The organism is Leifsonia poae (assembly GCF_020009625.1).
Classification (GTDB): Bacteria; Actinomycetota; Actinomycetes; order Actinomycetales; family Microbacteriaceae; genus Leifsonia; species Leifsonia poae_A.
The window spans coordinates 3,188,533-3,205,265 of the sequence record NZ_JAIHLP010000002.1; the positions used below are offsets into that span (position 1 = coordinate 3,188,533).

Genomic DNA, 16,733 nt, shown 5'->3' on the forward strand with positions numbered 1-16,733 from the left:
CTCGCGCGACCTCCGGCGCGCGAAAGACTTCGCCGAGAAGTGGGGCCGATCCCCAGGCAATACGACTCGATGGAGGCCCTGTGCGCCGACCCCGAAGTCGACCTCGTCGTCATCGCGCTGCCCAACGAGGCGCATGTGGAGGCGGTGCGCATTGTGGCCGCGGCCGGCAAGGGCGTCGTCTGCACCAAGCCGCTCGCCCGCACCGGGGCCGAGGCCGCCGAGATTCTGAAGATCGTCACCGACGCGGGCGTATGGCACGGCTATGCCGAGAGCTCGGTCTTCTCACCCAACATCGCCAAAGCCCACCAGATGGTGGCCGCCGGCGCGATCGGGGATGTGCTCACCATGCGGGCGCGCGAAGCGCACTCCGGCCCGCACGCCCCGCACTTCTGGGATGCGGAGACCGCGGGCGGCGGCGCCCTGCTCGACATGGGCTGCCACACCGTGGAGTCGGCCCGCCACTTCTTCGGCAAAGACAACCCCGTGACCGAGGTCTTCTCCTGGGGCGCCACGATGGTGCACGGCGACAAGACCACGGGCGAGGACACCGCCATCGCGCTGCTCAAGTTCGCCGGCGGCCAGCTCGCGCAGATCGAGTCGTCGTGGATCGAGAAGGGCGGCATGCAGCTGCGGCACGAGCTGGTCGGCACCGCCGGCCGCATCGTCACCGACACCTCGCAGACCCCGGTGTGGGGGTTCATCGAGAACCCCGCCGGCTACCTCGTCGAGAAGGCTGACGCCGACACCGGCTGGGTGTACCCGGTTCCCGAGGAGGCACGCGCCTACGGTTTCAGCCAGGAGATGCGGCACTTCGTCGACCGGTTCGCCGCGGGGGAGCCCCCGGTGGAGACGTTCGGCGACGGCTTCATCGTCAACTGCATCCTGGACGCCTGCTACGCCTCGATGAAGAGCGGCGTCTGGGAGACGGTGAGCTTCGACAGATGAGCGCCAATATGTCGCTGGGATCCGGGGATCTCGGCATCCGCACCGACTACCCGGATCCGCTCTGGGTTCAGGCGGCGGATGCGATCCGCGCCCAGGTTGCGGCCGGCTCGATGCGTGCCGGCTCGCGTCTTCCCCCGGAGCGTGAACTCTGCCAGAAGCTCGGCATCAGTCGGGTCACCCTGCGCAAGGCTCTGCAGGCTCTGGTCGACGACGGCGCCATCACCCCCTCGCACGGCCGGGGCTGGTACATCGCCGGGGGCGGCTCCGAGGAGCGCAACGAGTGGCCGAACAGTCTGGAGTCGTTCAGCGAGACGGCCGAACGGATGGGTCTCGTCGCCTCCTCCCGCGTGCTGCGGGCCGAAAAGACGGCCGCCACGATCGACGAGGCCGAGAAACTCGGGATCGCGCCGGGCACGCCGCTGTTCCGGCTCGGCCGGGTGCGCCTGCTCAACGAGGTGGCCATCGCCGTTGACCTCTCGCTGGTGCCGGCCGCGCTCATCCCGGACGTGGAGGCGTACGACTTCCGCACCCAGTCCCTCTACGAGGTGCTCACGGAGTCCGGCCACGACCTCGCCAATGCGGAGACCACGATCGAGGCCCGCGAGGCCAGCACCGAGATCGCCGGCCAGCTCGACGTCGAGGTCGGGACCCCCACCCTCGTCATGCACCAGCTGGTGAGCGGCCGGGCGGACCGCCCTGTGCTCGCCTCGACCATTCAGTACGCCGGCGACCGCTACCGCCTGCGCACGTATTTCGCCCGCCACAACCGAACGGAGCTCCTGTGACCACCACCGCTGTGACCGAGACGACCGGGGTCGCCGCTGCGCTGACGTCGATGAAGTCGCACGAGATCGTCGCGGCGCGCGCCCTCTTGGTGCGCGAGGGGCTGCTCGGCGAGAACACGCACGTCTCCTACTTCGGTCTGCTCGAGCAGGACAAGCGCACTCTGCTGGCACCGGGAGCAGTTCCGGATGCGCGCCGCTTCCGTGCGATGCTCGTCGACTTCGGCACCGGCGCCTCCCACGATGTCGTGGTCTGCCCCGCCGAAGATCGCGTCGTCTCCGCCCGCGAACTCGATCCGGCCGAGGGTCAGGTGCCGGTCGTCCTCGCGGAGTTCGGCCTGGTCGAAGAGGTCGTGCATCAAGACGAACGCTGGCTGGCTGCGATGGCCAAGCGCGGCCTCACCGACATCAGCACCCTGCGGGTCAACCCGCTCTCTGCGGGCGTGCTCGCCCCCGACGAGCAGGGCCGCCGTATCCAGCGCTGCTTCACGTTCGTGCAGAAGACCCCGCACGACCTCGGCTGGGCGCATCCCGTCGACGGCGTGACCGTGATGGTCGACGTCATCACCCGCGAGGTGCTCGACGTGATCGACTACGTCGAGTTCCCGGTGCCGCAGGAGGACGGCAACTTCCACCTGCCCGAGTGGGTCGGTCAGAAGCCGCGCCAGGGTCTGAAGCCCATCGAGATCAGGCAGCCCGAAGGTCCGAGCTTCACCGTGGACGACGACGGCGTGCTCTCCTGGGCCGGCTGGAACCTGCAGGTCTCCTTCGACCAGCGCGAAGGCCTGGTGTTCCACAACATCTCGATCGACGACGACGGCGTTCAGCGCCCGGTCGTCTACCGCGCCTCCATCGCCGAGATGATGGTGCCGTACGGCGACCCGAGCCCGCAGCGCTGGTTCCAGAACTTCTTCGACTGCGGCGAGTACCTGCTCGGCGGTTTCGCCAACTCGCTCGAGCTCGGGTGCGACTGCGTGGGCGACATCACCTACCTGGATGCGACGCTCGCCGACAACGCCGGGAACGTGCGCGTCATCCCGCAGGCCATCTGCATCCACGAGGAGGACACCGGCATCCTCTGGAAGCACTATGACAACTGGAACGGTTCCAGCGACTCGCGCCGCAATCGCCGCCTCGTGGTCTCGTTCTTCGTCACCGTCGGCAACTACGACTACGGCTTCTACTGGTACTTCTCGCTCGACGGCAATATCGAGCTGGAGGTGAAGGCCACCGGCGTCGTGTTCACCTCGGCCTACCCGGGGGAGGGCTACGCTTACGCGTCCGAGCTCGCGCCCGGGCTCGGCGCGCCCTACCACCAGCACCTGTTCAGTGCCCGCCTCGACATGATGGTCGACGGACACGACAACGCGGTGGACGAGCTGGAGGCCGTGCTCGTGCCGCGCGGCGACACGAACCCCACGGGGACGGGGATCACGCAGACCGTCACACGGCTGCGCACCGAGTCGGAGGCGCAACGCCTGGCCGACAACGCCCGCGGACGCGTCTGGCTGGTGTCGAACCCGGCCGTCAAGAACCGGCTCGGCGGCAGCGTCGGCTATGTGCTGTTCCCCGAGGGCAAGCCGGCCCTCCTCGCCGACGAGCAGTCGGACATCTACGCCAGGGCTACCTACGCCGCCAAGCATCTCTGGGTCACCGCCTACGAGCCGGACGAGCTCTACCCGGCGGGCGACTTCGTCAACATGCACCCGGGCTGGGCGGGGCTCCCCGCCTGGACGGGGGCCGACCGACCCGTCGACGACACCGACATCGTGCTCTGGCACACCTTCGGCCTCACCCACTTCCCGCGGATCGAGGATTGGCCGATCATGCCCGTCGACTCGGCCGGCTTCGTGTTGAAGCCGCACGGCTTCTTCGGCCGCAATCCCACCCTCGACATCCCCGAATCGACCGGCGACCACTGCGCGCCGGGCGCGTCGCACCATCACGAGCACGAAGGACACCACTGATGACCAGCCCCCTGGGCGTGCAGCTCTACAGCGTGCGCGACGAGATCGGCCCGGATGCGCTCCGCGCCTCCCTGACCCGTCTCGCAGCGCTCGGCTTCACGCACGCCGAGCCCTACGACATCCTGAGCGACACCGAAGGGCTCGCTGCGGCACTGGCCGCTTCGGGGCTGCGCGCCACCACCGCGCACTCGAAGATCACCGAGCTCGACCGGGATGCGGTGGTCACCGCCGCGACCCGTCTCGGCATCGAGACCATCATCGTTCCCTGGGTGCGCCCGGACTCGATCGCCGACCGTGCGGGAGTGACGGCGCTCGCCGCGGCAATCAACGAGGCGGCCGCGTTCGCTGCCGGCTACGGCATCCGCGTCGGCTACCACAACCACGACTTCGAGTTCGCCCAGAAGGTCGACGGCGTTCCGGCCTACGAGCTTCTCGTCTCGCTGCTCGACCCGGCAGTCGTGCTCGAACTCGACACGTACTGGGCCGCTGTCGGCGGGGCCGACGTGACCGAGCTCATCCCGCGCCTCGGCGACCGCGTGCGCATGCTTCATGTGAAGCACGACGGGCAGAACCCGTTCGACATCGCCGATGTGCTGCCGCTCGCCACGAGCCTGGAACTGCCGGTCGTCGAGGTCGTCGTGCACGAGGGCGATGTGTGGCCGCTGCTCGAAGAGAACGCCGCATACTTCGGAAAGCTGGTGAACGCGTGACCGGCCAGGCCGCCTCCGGTGTCGTCGGCGTCGGTATCATCGGCGCGGGGAACATCTCTGACGAGTACCTTCGCTCGCTCACCACCTACCCGGATGTGCGCGTCGTCGGGATCGCCGACCTCGACCTCGACCGGGCGCGGGCGCAGGCGGCCGAGTACGGCATCCCGTTCTCGGGCGGTGTCGACGAGCTGCTTGCGCTGGACGAGGTGGAGATCGTCGTCAACCTCACGATCCCGGCGGCGCATGCCGAAGTCGGGCTGAAGGCTGTCGCGGCCGGGAAGCATGTGTGGGGCGAGAAGCCGCTGACGCTCGACCTGCCCAGTGCGCGGGCGTTGCTCGACGCCGCCGAAGCGCGTGGCGTGGTCGTGGCAAACGCTCCCGACACGATTCTCGGCGAAGGCATCCAGAACGCGCACACACTGCTCACGGACGGCGCGATCGGAACGCCGCAGACCCTCCTCACCCTGATGCAGGGCCCCGGACCGGACTCGTGGCACCCGCGCCCCCAGTTCCTCTTCGCTCGTGGCGCCGGGCCGCTGTTCGACATCGGACCGTATTACGTGAGCACGATGGTGCAGCTGCTCGGTCCGGTCGAATCGGTCGAGGCCGTCGGGCAGCGCCCGCGAGCAGAACGCGTGATCGGCTCCGGGCCGGACGCGGGGCAGAGCTTCCCGGTCGAGGTGAGCACCCATGTGAGCGTGCTGACGCGGTTCCGTTCCGGTGCGGTCGGCACCTCCGTCTACAGCTTCGACTCGGCGCTCCGCCGCCAGACATTCGAGATCACCGGCTCCGCCGGCGTCATCGAGGTGCCGGTGAGCGGGTTCGATGGGACGACCCGCGTGCTCGCGGGCGACGATAAGACCACCGAGTGGGTCGACATCCCCCCGCCCGGCGCGCACCGCGAACGCGGTGCCGGCGTGCTCGAGATGGCCAGGGCCATCCGGGCGGGCCGCACGCCGCGCGCCAGCGGTGAGCTCGCCTACCATGCGCTCGAGGTCATGCTCGCGATCGAGGAATCGATCGAGAGCGGGCAGCCGGTAGACATCCGGAGCACGGCTCCGACGGTCGAGCCGCTGCCGGTCGACTGGGATCCGTTGAGCAGCACCCTCGGCGACACCAGCGCCGAGCAGGCGCCCGACACCACCAGCGCGGCGCTGAGCGCCGCCGAAACACCGAGGGGACAACGATGAACGGGTACATCACATTCGCGGGGGCCCGCGCCACCCAGGCCGACGAGCTCGGCCAGGCCATCCCGCGCATCGCCGCGCAGATCGCGGAGCGTCAGGCGGCGGGCGAATTGGAGGGGGCCGGCCCCGTCTTCGTCGGAATCGGCGCCAGCCTGGCTGCGGCCTGCCCCGCCGTGTGGGCGCTGCGAACGCGCGGCATCCACTCCTGGCGGCTGGGAGCGGGCGATCTGCCCCTGCCGTTCCCTGCGAGCGTGCACCCCATCGTCGGCATCTCGCAGAGCGGGCGCAGCGCTGAGACGCTCGCCGTTCTCGAGTCGGTGGCGCCCGAGCTCCGCCTGGCAGTCGTCAACACGGAGCCGTCGCCCATCTCGCAGATCGCCTCCAGTATCGCGCTCGGCAACCTCGACGACAGCTACGCCTCCACCCTCGGTTACACCGCGACCGTAGCGGCGCTCGGGATGCTGGCAGACGCCTGGGACGGGGGCGAGGTCGACCCGGCCTGGTTCACCCTGCACGAGACCTTCGCACAGGTCGAGGCCGAGCTCACCGAGCGCGTCACGGCGCTCGCGCCGTTGTTCCGCACGGTCGCGTCCAGCGACTTCGTCGGGGCCGGCCCGGCGGTGGGTTCGGCCGAGGCCGGTGCTCTGCTCTTCCGCGAGGTCGCGCGCATCCCGGCCACCGGCATGAGCACGCGCCAGTACTTGCACGGCTCGATGGAGTCGGCCGGCGACGGCGTGCACGTGGTCTTCGGCGACAGCCGCGAGCTCGACCTTGCCACGACGCTCTCTGAGGCGGGCCACCATGTGATCCTCATCTCGGCCGAGCCGGTCGACACCACGGACACGCTGCACCTGGTGCAACTGCCGAAGCTGCCCACCGCGCAGCGCGCCGTGCTCGAAGCGCTGGTCATGCAGATCCTCGTCGGGGCCGTCGCCGATGTGCGCGGTGTCGAGATCGAGGAGTTCGTGTTCCACAACGCGGACACGAAGGTTCCGGTCGACGCGGGCGGTGCCGCATGACCGATGTGATCGTGGGCTTGGATGCCGGTGGCACCAAGCTCGGCGTGCGGGTCGCCGCTCTCGACGGCTCGCTCATCGCCGACGTCTCCCTGCCGGCCGAGGACTGGAGCGCCTCGCCGGCGGGGGACGCCGCTCGCTGGCTGATCCGTCGCCTCAATCGTGTGGTGCCGGAGGGCGACCGTGTCGTGGCCGTCGGTGTGGGCGCGCAAGGCTGCGACACCGTCGAGCACTGCGGTGAGCTCGCGCATGAACTCGGCGCGCTCGGCTATCCGGCATCGGTCGTGAACGACGCGGCCCTCCTGGTGCCCGCCGCCGGGCTGACGACCGGCATCGGAGTGATCGCCGGAACCGGCTCCATCGCTGTCGGCGGTGACGCGACCGGCGAGACGCTCTTCGCCGGAGGCTGGGGCTGGGTGATCGGAGACGACGGCGGCGCACCCGCCGTCGTGAGGGAGGCGACCATCGCCGCCCTCGCCGCGAACGACGACGGCGAGCCGGACGACGGTCTGCTCCGCGCCCTGCTGCTCGCCTTCGGCGTCGACTCTGCGCCCGCACTGGCCCGTGCCGTCAACGACACACCGACGCCCGAGAACTGGGGGCCCCGTGCGATCGCCGTCTTCGCGGCCGCGGATGCCGGTTCGGCTCTCGCCGTCGGCGTCGTCGAACGCGCTGCGGACCACCTCGCGCACCTCGTCGACCAGCTCGTCCGTCGCGGTGCGGTCGGCGAGACCGTCGTCACCGCCGGCAGTGTCATCGCCAACCAGCCGCGTCTTTCCGCCGCACTGTCGGAGCGGATCGCGGCCGCGCATCCCTCGATCAGCATCGTGCCACTCGCCGACGCCCCCGTCGCCGGCGGAATCGAGCTGGCCCGCCGCCTCACCGCCCCCTAACCCCACCCCACCCTCCCCCTCCCAGCAGCCGAGTCCGCACTTTATCCGCCCAAAACCACCGAGTCCGCTGAAAATCCGTGGACTCGAGTGCTTTGACGCCAACCGCAGAACAAAGGAGTCAGCATGGCCATCGCCACCATCAACCCGTCAACGGGTGAGACGCTCAAGACCTTCGAACCGCACACTGCGGAGCAGATCGAGGCCATCGTCGCCCGCGCGCACGACACCTACCGCGACCTCGCCGCGACGAGCTTCGCCGAACGGGCCCGCTGGATGCACGCCGCCGCCGACCTGCTCGACGCCGAACTCGACGAGGTCGCCTCCCTGGTCTCCACCGAGATGGGCAAGACCATCGGCACCGCCAAGTACGAGGTGTCGAAGTCGGCCCGCGGCATGCGCTGGTACGCCGACCACGCCGAGGAGTACCTGGCCGACGAGCACCCGGTCGAGCCCGGCGACGTCGGCGCCTCGGCCGTGAGCGTGCGCTACCAGCCGATCGGCACCGTGCTGGCCGTGATGCCGTGGAACTACCCGTTCTGGCAGGTCGTCCGCTTCGCCGCCCCCGCCCTGATGGCCGGCAACACGGGAATCCTCAAGCACGCTTCCAGTGTTCCGCAGAGCGCCCTCTACCTGGGCACTCTGTTCGCCAGGGCAGGCTTCCCCGAGGGGGCCTTCCAGACTCTGCTCGTGGAGGGTGGCGCGGTGACTTCGTTGCTGGACGACCCGCGCATCCGCGCCGTCACCCTCACCGGTTCGGTGGGCGCCGGCTCGGCCGTGGCCGAGGCCGCCGGACGCAACATCAAGAAGTCGGTGCTCGAGCTGGGAGGAACGGACGTCTTCGTCGTCATGCCCTCGGCCGATGTCGCCGCGGCCGCGACGGCCGGCGTGAACGCGCGCGTGCAGAACTCGGGCCAGAGCTGCATCGCCGCCAAGCGCTACTACGTGCACGCCGACGTCTACGACGAGTTCGAGCAGGCCTTCGTCGCCGGGATGCGCGCCCAGAAGCCGGGCGACCCGTTCGACCCCGAGACCTCGTTCGGTCCGCTCGCCACCGAGCAGGGCCGCCGCGACGCGCACGCGCTGGTCGAGGATGCGCGAGCCAAGGGCGCCACGGTGCTCGCGGGCGGCGACGTGCCGGAGGGTCCGGGCTGGTTCTACCCGGCCACCGTCCTCACCGACGTCACCCCCGAAATGCGCATCTTCCGTGAGGAGTGCTTCGGCCCGGTCGCCTGCCTCTACAAGGTGTCGAGTGCGGCCGAGGCCATCGAGCGCTCCAACGACTCGGAGTTCGGTTTGAGCTCCAGCGTCTGGACCAATGACGACACCGAGGCCGAGCTGTTCCAGAACGGCATCGAGGCCGGAGGCGTGTTCGTGAACGGCCTCACCGCTTCGTTCCCGCAGCTGCCCTTCGGAGGGGTGAAGGATTCCGGCTACGGCCGCGAGCTCTCGGCTCTCGGCATCCGCGAGTTCACCAACATCAAGACCGTCTGGCGCGCGTGACCACCGCGCGAGAGGTGCGAGACGTCCACTTCCGCACCCCGGATGCGACGTTCTTGCACCTCTCGCGCGCCCTCGCACACGAGGCATTGCCCGCCGGGGTGATGGTGTGGGCGATCGCCGCCGGCAACAGCGCCGCGGCGACCACGGCCGCCGCCCTCACGCTGGCGCTCCTCTCCTTCGCCTACGCCCCGCTCGCCCGCACGCGGCACTGGGCGCGCGAGCACCTCGCCGACCTCTGGGCGATGCTTCTCCTGATGGCGGTCATGGCCGTCTCGTCTCCGAGCGCAAGCGATGCCGGCTCCACCGGGTCGAGCGAAGGCATGAGCGGCCACAGAATGGGGATGGGCGCACTTTCGGCAGGCATCAGCATGGCGGCGGCCTTCGCCGTTGTGGCTGTGTGGGTGCTGGCGCGCGTGCTGCTCGCCCGGCGACTGTGGCGCTTCCACTCGCTCGCCTCCGCAGCGGTCTGCGGCGCCGGTCTCCTCTGGATGCTCGCTCTCTGATACCAACCGTGCTCTGCTGTGCCATCAACAGGAGCCATGTGTGAACGTCTCCGGATAGCTGCTCAGCCATGACCATCGGTCTAGCGGCCACGAGCTGACGAATGCCCGGCCTGCGACCGTGTCGATCGGCCGGCCGGGGATGCGCATTCCCGGGGGCCCACGGGTTCGGTAGGCTGGGGCCGTGAGCGAGACTCAGAGCGACGCGGCGCCGCGCCGACCGGTGACGCTCGACGACGTCGCCCTCAAGGCCGGGGTGTCGCAGCCGACGGCCTCCCGGGTGCTGAACGGCAGCGATCGCAAGGTGGCCGAGAGCTACCGCGAACGTGTGCTGGCCGCCGCTCGCGAGCTCGGCTACACGCCCAACCTCGCCGCCCAGGTGATCGCCCGGGGCAGCTCCCGCACAGTCGCGCTGGTGATCAGCGGCATCTCCGACCCCTACTTCTCGGCGATGGCCGCCGCCATCATGCGGCAGGCCGAGTCGGTGGACTTGCGCGTGTCGATCGCGGTGACCGATCGGCGACCGGATCGGGAACTCGACCTCGTGCGCGAGCTGCGCGGGCAGCAGCCCCGCGCCATCATCCTCGCCGGAACCGGCTATGTCGACCCGCCCACCGGCGGCGAGCTGGAGGCGGAACTGCGCCGCTACGAAGAGACCGGCGGCCGGGTCGTGCTGATCAGCCGCAGCGACCTGCCCTTCGAGACCGTCACCTTCGACAACCACGACGGCGCCCGTCAGCTGGCCGCCGACCTCGCCACCCTCGGCTACCGGCGGGCGCTGGTGCTCGGCAGCGCCACGCCGCTGCTCTCGATGCAGCTGCGGGTCGAAGGGTTCGTCGCCGGCCTCACCGAGTCTGGCGCGAGTGGCGTCGAGACGGTCGTGCGGCATCCGGAGTTCAGCTGGGAGGGCGCGCGCGATGAGATCCTCGCCCTCGGCGACGACGAGCTGCGGCGGCTCCAACTCGTGTTCGCCATCACCGACGACATGGCGCTCGGGGCGATCGCCGGGCTGCGCGCTCGCGGCCGGCGCATCCCCGAGGACATCGCGGTGGCCGGGTTCGACGACATCACGACGCTGCGGGATGTCGTGCCCGCGCTCACGACGGTGCATGTCGCCCTCGACGCCGTCGCCGAGGAGGCCATCGCACGTGCCCTCACGCCGGACGGCGACGTGCGCACCGTGCCCGCGTATCCGGTGATCCGGGCCAGCACGCCTCCGCTGGCCGCGCTCCCGGCTCGATAGGGTGGGCCTGTGACCGAGACCGCCGCCACCCTGTCGCAGGTCGCCGCGCACGCCGGGGTCTCGCTGGCCACCGCATCCCGTGCCCTCAACGGCAGCGCGCGCAAGGTGAATGCGGAGCTGCAGGCTCGGGTGCTCGCCTCCGCCGTCGAACTCGGCTACAGCCCGAACGTGCAGGCGCAGGCGGTCGCGCGGGGCACGAGCAACACGGTCGCCATCGTGGTCGGCGACATCGCCGACCCCTACTTCTCGAGCATCGCTTCCGGCGTCATCCGGGTCGCGGACGAGCGTGGGCTCATGGTCACCATCACTGCGACCGGAACCGCCACCGCCGAAGGCACGGACGCCTCCCGCGAGGCGGCAACCCTCGCCGCGCTCCGCGGCCAACGACCGCGCGTCGTCATCCTCGCGGGAAGTCGCACGGTGGACGCGCGCCCCAGCCACGACGACGGCCTCGCCCAGCTGTCGGCGATCGTGCGCGGCGGGGCGAGCGTCGCGCTCATCGGCCCGAACGTGCCCGGCGTGCGCTCGGTGACGGTGCTGAACCGTGAGGGGGCGACTGCCCTCGCGGTGGCGCTGCAGCAGCGCGGGTACAGCGACTTCACGATCCTCGCCGGGCCGGAGAACCTCCTCACGGCGCGCGACCGAACGTCGGGCTTCCTCGATGCCGCCCCGGATGCGCGGGTCGTTCCCGGCCCGTTTTCGCGCGAGGGCGGGTACGAGACGATGGCGGCGCTTCTGGCCGCCGGCGACCGCCCCGGATGCGTCTTCGCGGTCACCGACGTCATGGCGGTCGGCGCGATGGTGGCCATGCGCGACGCGGGACTCACCCCCGGCACCGAGATCGCCGTGGCGGGCTTCGACGATATCCCCCTGGTGCAGGACATCACCCCCGCGCTGACCACCGTCGCGCTTCCGCTGGCCGATATCGGGGCGCGCGCCCTCGAACTCGCGCTCGCCGAAAGCCCGGACGCTGCGCTGACAACACCGTTCGCCGGGGTGGTGCGCCTCCGATCCTCGACCCCCTGACCCGATCAGGTCGGGTGGTGCGGGGACACGCCACGGGAGGAGGATTGACACCGTCGCATTGAGTGGGCAGGTAGTCTCGGGGCCGACCACTTGGAGGAGAAACCATGCCGTATCTCACGAGCCTGCCGATGGGCGATCTCATCGGCCAGTCCGACGCCTTCGCGCCCGTATCGTCGTTCGTCGGCGGTCTGATCGGCTACATCCTCGTTGTCCTGGCGCTCTGGCCGGTCTTCCGCAAGGCGGGCAAGCCGGGCTGGGGCTCCCTCATCCCGATCTACAACACCTACCTGCTGGTGAAGATCGCCGGCTACCACGGTGCACTGGTCATCCTCTACTTCATCCCGATCGTCAACATCGTCGTCGCGATCATCGTGGCCTTCGGCGTGGGTCGCGCTTTCGGCCGGGGCGGGGCGTTCAGCTTCTTCCTGCTCTGGCTGCTCGCGATCATCGGCTACTTCATCGTCGGCTACGGCAACTCCCGGTACGTGGGCCCGGGCGGCCGCCGCGAGGCCACGACCGCCTAGCCGCTCGCGCTCGAGCCGCTCGCTCCCGCGTCAGCCGAGCAGCGGTAGGATGCGCTCGAACAGACGCGCGGGCACATCCGGGTCGTCGCCCGTGCCGTTCATGACCATGGCCACGCTCATCCCCGTCTTCGGGTCGTACATCGCGAGGCACTGGTAGCCGATCCCGACGCCGGTGTGCCCGATCCAGCCGCGGATCACGCCGACGCCCAGGCCGTAGGAGTCGTAGAGCGGCCCTTTCGGATCGGTCGACGCCTTCGAGAGCTGTGCGGTGCGCTCGGCGAACGTCGCCGCCTTCAGGGTCTTGCCGGTGCCGAGCGCCCGCGCCCACCCGTCCAGGTCGCCGACCGTCCCGGTGAGACCGCCGGCCGCTGAGAACAGGGCGAACGACACGGCCGGCAGCGCCTCAGGCGCCGCACCCCGGCCCCCGACCTGGTAGGGCGCGGCGGCCGGCGACGCCATCGCTCCGTTCCCGGGGTACGAGATCGAGCCCAGCCCCAGCGGTGTCGTCAGCCGGGCGGCCACCTCCTGAGCCCACGGATGCCCGGTCACGGCCTCGATCACGCGCCCCAGCAGAACAGTGTTCGTGTTCGAGTACTCGTATGCCGTGCCCGGCGCGAAGTCGAGCGGCTGCGCGAACGCCGCGGCGAGGAGCTCGTCGTCCGTCCACGCGCGGGTCGGATCCGCCTGCAGTCCGCTCTGCACGGACGGAGTGGCCGAATAGTTCACGAGGCCCGAGCGCATCCCCGCGAGCTCGCGGATCGTGATCTCGTTCCCCGACGGAACGCCCGGCACGAAACGCGAGATCGGATCGTCGAGGCCGACCTTCTTCTCATCGACGAGCTGGAGGACGACCGTCACGGTGAACGACTTGGTGATGCTGCGATAGGCGAACCGGTCGTCGGCCTTCACTGCTCGTTTCGGGTCCAGCACGGCGTCGCCGGTCGCGTGCACCCAGGGAACGGCGCCCTCTGCACGCGTGATCCGCACAGCGGCGCCGGGGATGCCCGCGGCGGCGATCGTGTCATCCACCGCGGCAGCGATCCGCGCCGTCGGCAAGGACGTGGCGGTCGGACCAGCGGAAGCCGGAACTGCGGAGTGCGGACCACCCGACCCCGCGCATCCGCTCAGCAGAGCGAGCCCGAGCCCCCCGGCGGCGGCGACGACGATGAAAGACCTCCGACGATTCCCCACGCCGCCATCCTAGGAGGGCGGCGACAGGGCGGCTAGGCCCCCCTGCCGGCCCACCCCCATCCCGTTCGGGGCTTCTTCGCTACCCGAGCCGCCCGCTACGGTGGGGCGCGCCGGATCTCCGACCCGGCACTCACGCCCCGTTCGATGAAAGGACACGAACACCGATGACGCAGAGACCCCCTCGCCGCCGGGCTCGAGTTCTGCTCGCCCTGGGCCTCAGCGCTCTCCTCTCCTGAGCGGCGCTCGCCGCGGCCGCTCCGGCGACCGCCGCGCCGGCTTCTCCGCACGACGGTGGTTCGGTCTACGTCGGGGATCGGCAGGGGTACGGCGGCACCGGGGTCTTCCCGATCTATGCCGAGGCACCTGCCGATCCCGCCGATCCGGGGGAGCCCGCGCTGTGGGGGTACTGCATCGAGCACGATGTTCATGCCCTGACGCACATCGGGGGCGTCGTCGGCGATCCGACGACGTATCCGGGGGTGAACCACTTCACCGATCCGGCCGTTCAGAGCACGGTGTTCTGGGTTCTCGCGCACAGTTACCCTGCGCTCGGTCTGGCGGAGTTCGGAGCCGCGGCGGGCGTGCCCGGGATCCAGCGGAACGACGCGATCGAGGCGACGCAGTACGCGATCTGGCGGTACACGGAACTCGACTACGACGCTGCCTGGGCTTTCGAGACGCCGGAATCTGAGGCTGCGTACTACCACCTCCTCGCCGGGGCGAACGCGAGCGGGGGCACATCGGCGGACACCGCGACGATCGCGATCTCCGCGCCATCGGCCGCTCAGACGGGCCGGTCCCTCGTCGGTCCGTTCACGGTGACCACGAACCGGACGGCTGTCCAGGTCTCCACGGCTCCGTCCGTCACGGTGACGGATGCCGGTGGCGCTCCGATCGACACGGGCGCGGTCGTCGACGGTCAGGCCCTCTATCTCGACCTTCGGAAAAGTGCCGCGGCCGGCAGCGCGACGATCACCGGCACCGTCTCGGGTTCCGCTGTGAACGGGCATGTCGTCTCGGTGCCGACGACGCCGGGGGGAGCGCCCACGGGCGCGGATCACGCTCAGTCGATCATTCTCGTCGCAGCGGCGACGGCGACGACCAGTGCCGACGCCGCCGCCGTCTGGCGAGCCGCGGTCGACGCTCCCGCTGCGACGCAGGCGCCGACCTCGGCGGGCGGGTCGGCCGATGAGCTCGCCGCCACCGGTTCCGCCTTCGACGGCGGAGTCGTCGCGGTGGCGGTCATCGCCATCCTCGCGGGCGTCGCTGTCGCCCTGGGCCGCCGCATCCGCTCGGGGGGCTAGATCTTGACGCCGCCCGAGATCAGGTCGATCTTCCAGTAGCGCTGCAGCGAGAGGAAGAGGATGGCCAGCGGCACGATCGATACGAGCACACCGGCGATCACGATCGAGTATTGGGCCGCCTGCCCGCCGGTGATGATCATCAACCCGTACAGGCCGAGGGTCAGCGGGTAGAGCTGGTCATTGTTGATCATCACGAAGGGCAGCAGGAAGTTGTTCCAGATGCCGATGAACTGCAGCAGGAACACGGTCACGAGCGCCGGCATCATCAGCCGGGAGCCGACGGACCAGAAGATGCGCCACTCGCTGCCGCCGTCGATGCGGGCCGCCTCCATGATCTCGTCGGGTACCGAGGCCTCAGCGTAGATTTTGCACAGGTAGATCGCGAACGGGCTGACCAGCTGGGGGAGGATGACCGAGGCATAGTTGTTGGTCATGCCGAACTTCGCCAGCAGCAGGAACTGCGGGATGGCGAGCATGATCTGCGGCAGCAGAACCGCGCCGACGATGAGACGGAAGATCCACTTCGATCCGGTGAACCGGTACTTGCCGAGAGCGTAGCCGGCCGCCCCGGCGATGAGGGTCGAGAGGATGCCGCCGCCGATCGCGTAGATCACCGAGTTGAGCGCCCACCGGCCGAAGATGCCGTTGTTGTAGGTGAACAGGGCTTGCATATTTGTCCAGAAGCCGCCGTGGAACACCGGGAGGAACGCGGGGGTCGAGAAGAGCTCGTCGTTCGTCTTGGTGGAGGCGATCACGATCCAGAGCACCGGGAGCACACAGTAGAGCGCTCCGATGATGAGGATGATCGTCGGCACGAGGTGCAACCCTGTGCGGGTGCGCAGCGGGCCGGGCTCCTTCGCCGTCGCCCGAGCGGCCGTGGTCGTGAGCGTGGTCATTTGGTCTCCCTCCGCGAGAAGCGCCGGCCGATGACGTTGACCAGCACGGTTGCCGTGACGGTCATGATGATGAGGATGAACGAGGTGGCGGCGCCCTCGTAGATGCTGTTGTTCACGAACGCGTCTGTGTAGACCCGCATCAGGGGAACCCAGGTGGACGAGATGGCGTTGGCCAGGGGTTTGAGGGTGGTCGGCTCGTTGAAGAGCTGAAGGGCGCCGATCACCGAGAAGAGGGCCACCATCGTGATGGCCGGGGCGATCAGCGGCAGTTTCACCCGCAAGGCGATCTGCAGCTCGGACGCCCCGTCGAGCTCCGCAGCCTCGAAGAGGTCTTTCGGGAGGCTGCGCACGGCCGTGTAGAGGATCACCATGTTGAAGCCGACGACTCCCCAGACGGCCACATTCGCCACCGAGAAAAAGATCCCGGTCGTGCCGAAGTAGTTGATGATCTGGCCGCCGATCGGGCTGGTGGCCGGGAGGTACATGAAGCCCCAGAGTAGGGAGGCGACGACACCGGGAACGGCATACGGCAAGAAGATCGCGAGGCGGGTGACCCCGACCAGACGGGCCTTCTTCGCGTCAAGGCACAGGGCGAACAGTGTGGCGAGGACGATCGTGAGCGGCACGCCGATGAGCGCGATCAGCAGCATCCGGCCGAGGCTGGCCCAGAACTCGGGGTCGCCCAGCGTGCTGATGTAGTTGGCGAACCCGGCGAACACTTCAGTGGTGCCGCCGGCGCCCAGCAGACCGCTGCCCACCTTCAGCTGCAGAAAGCTGAGCGCGACGGCGTAGACGGCCGGGGCGATGGTGAACAGGATCAGCAGGATGACGGCGGGCGCAACGAGCACGATCGGCAGGATGCTCCTCTTGCGGCGTGGCCGGCGCTCGCCCGGCGCCGTGGCGAGCCGGGTGGCCGGCCGGCGGGATGCGGCTCCGCGCGCCGGTTTCGACGCGGTGCTGTCTCCGATGACGGCCATGACGTGTTCTCCTCGGGAAAACGGGGGATGCGGGAGGTGGGGTGGCGGACGGGGCGGGAGGCGGAGACAAGG

16 protein-coding genes are annotated in these 16,733 nt (G+C 69.8%); 13 read left to right on the plus strand and 3 right to left on the minus strand.

The features are described from left to right. Nucleotides 1-39 precede the first annotated feature (39 nt). The 12 genes from K5L49_RS16010 to K5L49_RS16065 all read left to right on the plus strand — a co-directional run bounded on the left by K5L49_RS16010 (nt 40) and on the right by K5L49_RS16065 (nt 12,293). Entirely contained in the window at nt 40-945 is a 906-nt protein-coding gene (locus K5L49_RS16010; RefSeq protein ID WP_223694277.1) for a Gfo/Idh/MocA family protein, read from the plus strand. Beyond that, entirely contained in the window at nt 942-1,730 is a 789-nt protein-coding gene (locus K5L49_RS16015; RefSeq protein ID WP_223694278.1) for a GntR family transcriptional regulator, read from the plus strand. Before K5L49_RS16010 ends, K5L49_RS16015 begins: the two co-directional genes overlap by 4 nt. Further along, nucleotides 1,727-3,694: a primary-amine oxidase gene (locus K5L49_RS16020; protein ID WP_223694280.1), complete on the plus strand. Its 1,968-nt coding sequence runs from the start codon at nt 1,727-1,729 to the stop codon at nt 3,692-3,694. Before K5L49_RS16015 ends, K5L49_RS16020 begins: the two co-directional genes overlap by 4 nt. Further along, complete coding sequence (locus K5L49_RS16025) at nt 3,694-4,404, plus strand: sugar phosphate isomerase/epimerase family protein (protein ID WP_223694281.1); 711 nt, start codon at nt 3,694-3,696, stop codon at nt 4,402-4,404. Before K5L49_RS16020 ends, K5L49_RS16025 begins: the two co-directional genes overlap by 1 nt. Beyond that, entirely contained in the window at nt 4,401-5,594 is a 1,194-nt protein-coding gene (locus K5L49_RS16030) for a Gfo/Idh/MocA family protein (RefSeq protein ID WP_223694283.1), read from the plus strand. Before K5L49_RS16025 ends, K5L49_RS16030 begins: the two co-directional genes overlap by 4 nt. Next, complete coding sequence (locus K5L49_RS16035; RefSeq protein WP_223694285.1) at nt 5,591-6,610, plus strand: SIS domain-containing protein; 1,020 nt, start codon at nt 5,591-5,593, stop codon at nt 6,608-6,610. The genes K5L49_RS16030 and K5L49_RS16035 overlap by 4 nt, the downstream gene beginning before the upstream one ends. Beyond that, complete coding sequence (locus K5L49_RS16040) at nt 6,607-7,500, plus strand: BadF/BadG/BcrA/BcrD ATPase family protein (RefSeq protein ID WP_223694287.1); 894 nt, start codon at nt 6,607-6,609, stop codon at nt 7,498-7,500. The genes K5L49_RS16035 and K5L49_RS16040 overlap by 4 nt, the downstream gene beginning before the upstream one ends. Before the next feature lie 123 nt (nt 7,501-7,623). Next, the gene (gene aldh / locus K5L49_RS16045; protein ID WP_223694288.1) at nt 7,624-9,000 is read left to right on the plus strand and encodes an aldehyde dehydrogenase AldH; all 1,377 of its coding nucleotides are present in this window, start codon (nt 7,624-7,626) and stop codon (nt 8,998-9,000) included. Beyond that, entirely contained in the window at nt 8,997-9,503 is a 507-nt protein-coding gene (locus K5L49_RS16050) for a hypothetical protein (protein WP_223694290.1), read from the plus strand. The genes aldh and K5L49_RS16050 overlap by 4 nt, the downstream gene beginning before the upstream one ends. 181 nt (nt 9,504-9,684) lie before the next feature. Then, the gene (locus K5L49_RS16055; RefSeq protein WP_223694292.1) at nt 9,685-10,743 is read left to right on the plus strand and encodes a LacI family DNA-binding transcriptional regulator; all 1,059 of its coding nucleotides are present in this window, start codon (nt 9,685-9,687) and stop codon (nt 10,741-10,743) included. A 9-nt stretch (nt 10,744-10,752) separates the two neighbouring features. Then, nucleotides 10,753-11,769 carry a LacI family DNA-binding transcriptional regulator gene (locus tag K5L49_RS16060; protein WP_223694293.1) on the plus strand — a complete coding sequence of 339 codons (1,017 nt, stop codon included), beginning with the start codon at nt 10,753-10,755 and terminating at the stop codon, nt 11,767-11,769. Between the two features lie 104 nt (nt 11,770-11,873). Continuing rightward, nucleotides 11,874-12,293, plus strand: coding sequence for a DUF5684 domain-containing protein (locus K5L49_RS16065; protein ID WP_223694295.1), 420 nt, complete (start codon nt 11,874-11,876; stop codon nt 12,291-12,293). Nucleotides 12,294-12,323: 30 nt separating this feature from the next. Here the strand turns inward: K5L49_RS16065 and K5L49_RS16070 are convergent, their stop codons facing one another. Next, nucleotides 12,324-13,484 carry a serine hydrolase domain-containing protein gene (locus K5L49_RS16070; RefSeq protein ID WP_223694296.1) on the minus strand — a complete coding sequence of 387 codons (1,161 nt, stop codon included), beginning with the start codon at nt 13,482-13,484 and terminating at the stop codon, nt 12,324-12,326. A 410-nt stretch (nt 13,485-13,894) separates the two neighbouring features. Between K5L49_RS16070 and K5L49_RS16075 the strand changes: the two genes are divergently transcribed. Further along, nucleotides 13,895-14,788 (plus strand): thioester domain-containing protein, encoded by an 894-nt coding sequence (locus K5L49_RS16075; protein WP_223695320.1) that lies wholly within the window; start codon nt 13,895-13,897, stop codon nt 14,786-14,788. Here the strand turns inward: K5L49_RS16075 and K5L49_RS16080 are convergent. Both K5L49_RS16080 and K5L49_RS16085 read right to left on the minus strand, forming a co-directional pair. After that, the gene (locus K5L49_RS16080; RefSeq protein WP_223694298.1) at nt 14,785-15,684 is read right to left on the minus strand and encodes a carbohydrate ABC transporter permease; all 900 of its coding nucleotides are present in this window, start codon (nt 15,682-15,684) and stop codon (nt 14,785-14,787) included. The genes K5L49_RS16075 and K5L49_RS16080 overlap by 4 nt on opposite strands. Next, the gene (locus K5L49_RS16085) at nt 15,681-16,661 is read right to left on the minus strand and encodes a carbohydrate ABC transporter permease (protein WP_223694299.1); all 981 of its coding nucleotides are present in this window, start codon (nt 16,659-16,661) and stop codon (nt 15,681-15,683) included. Before K5L49_RS16085 ends, K5L49_RS16080 begins: the two co-directional genes overlap by 4 nt. Nucleotides 16,662-16,733: the final 72 nt, after the last annotated feature.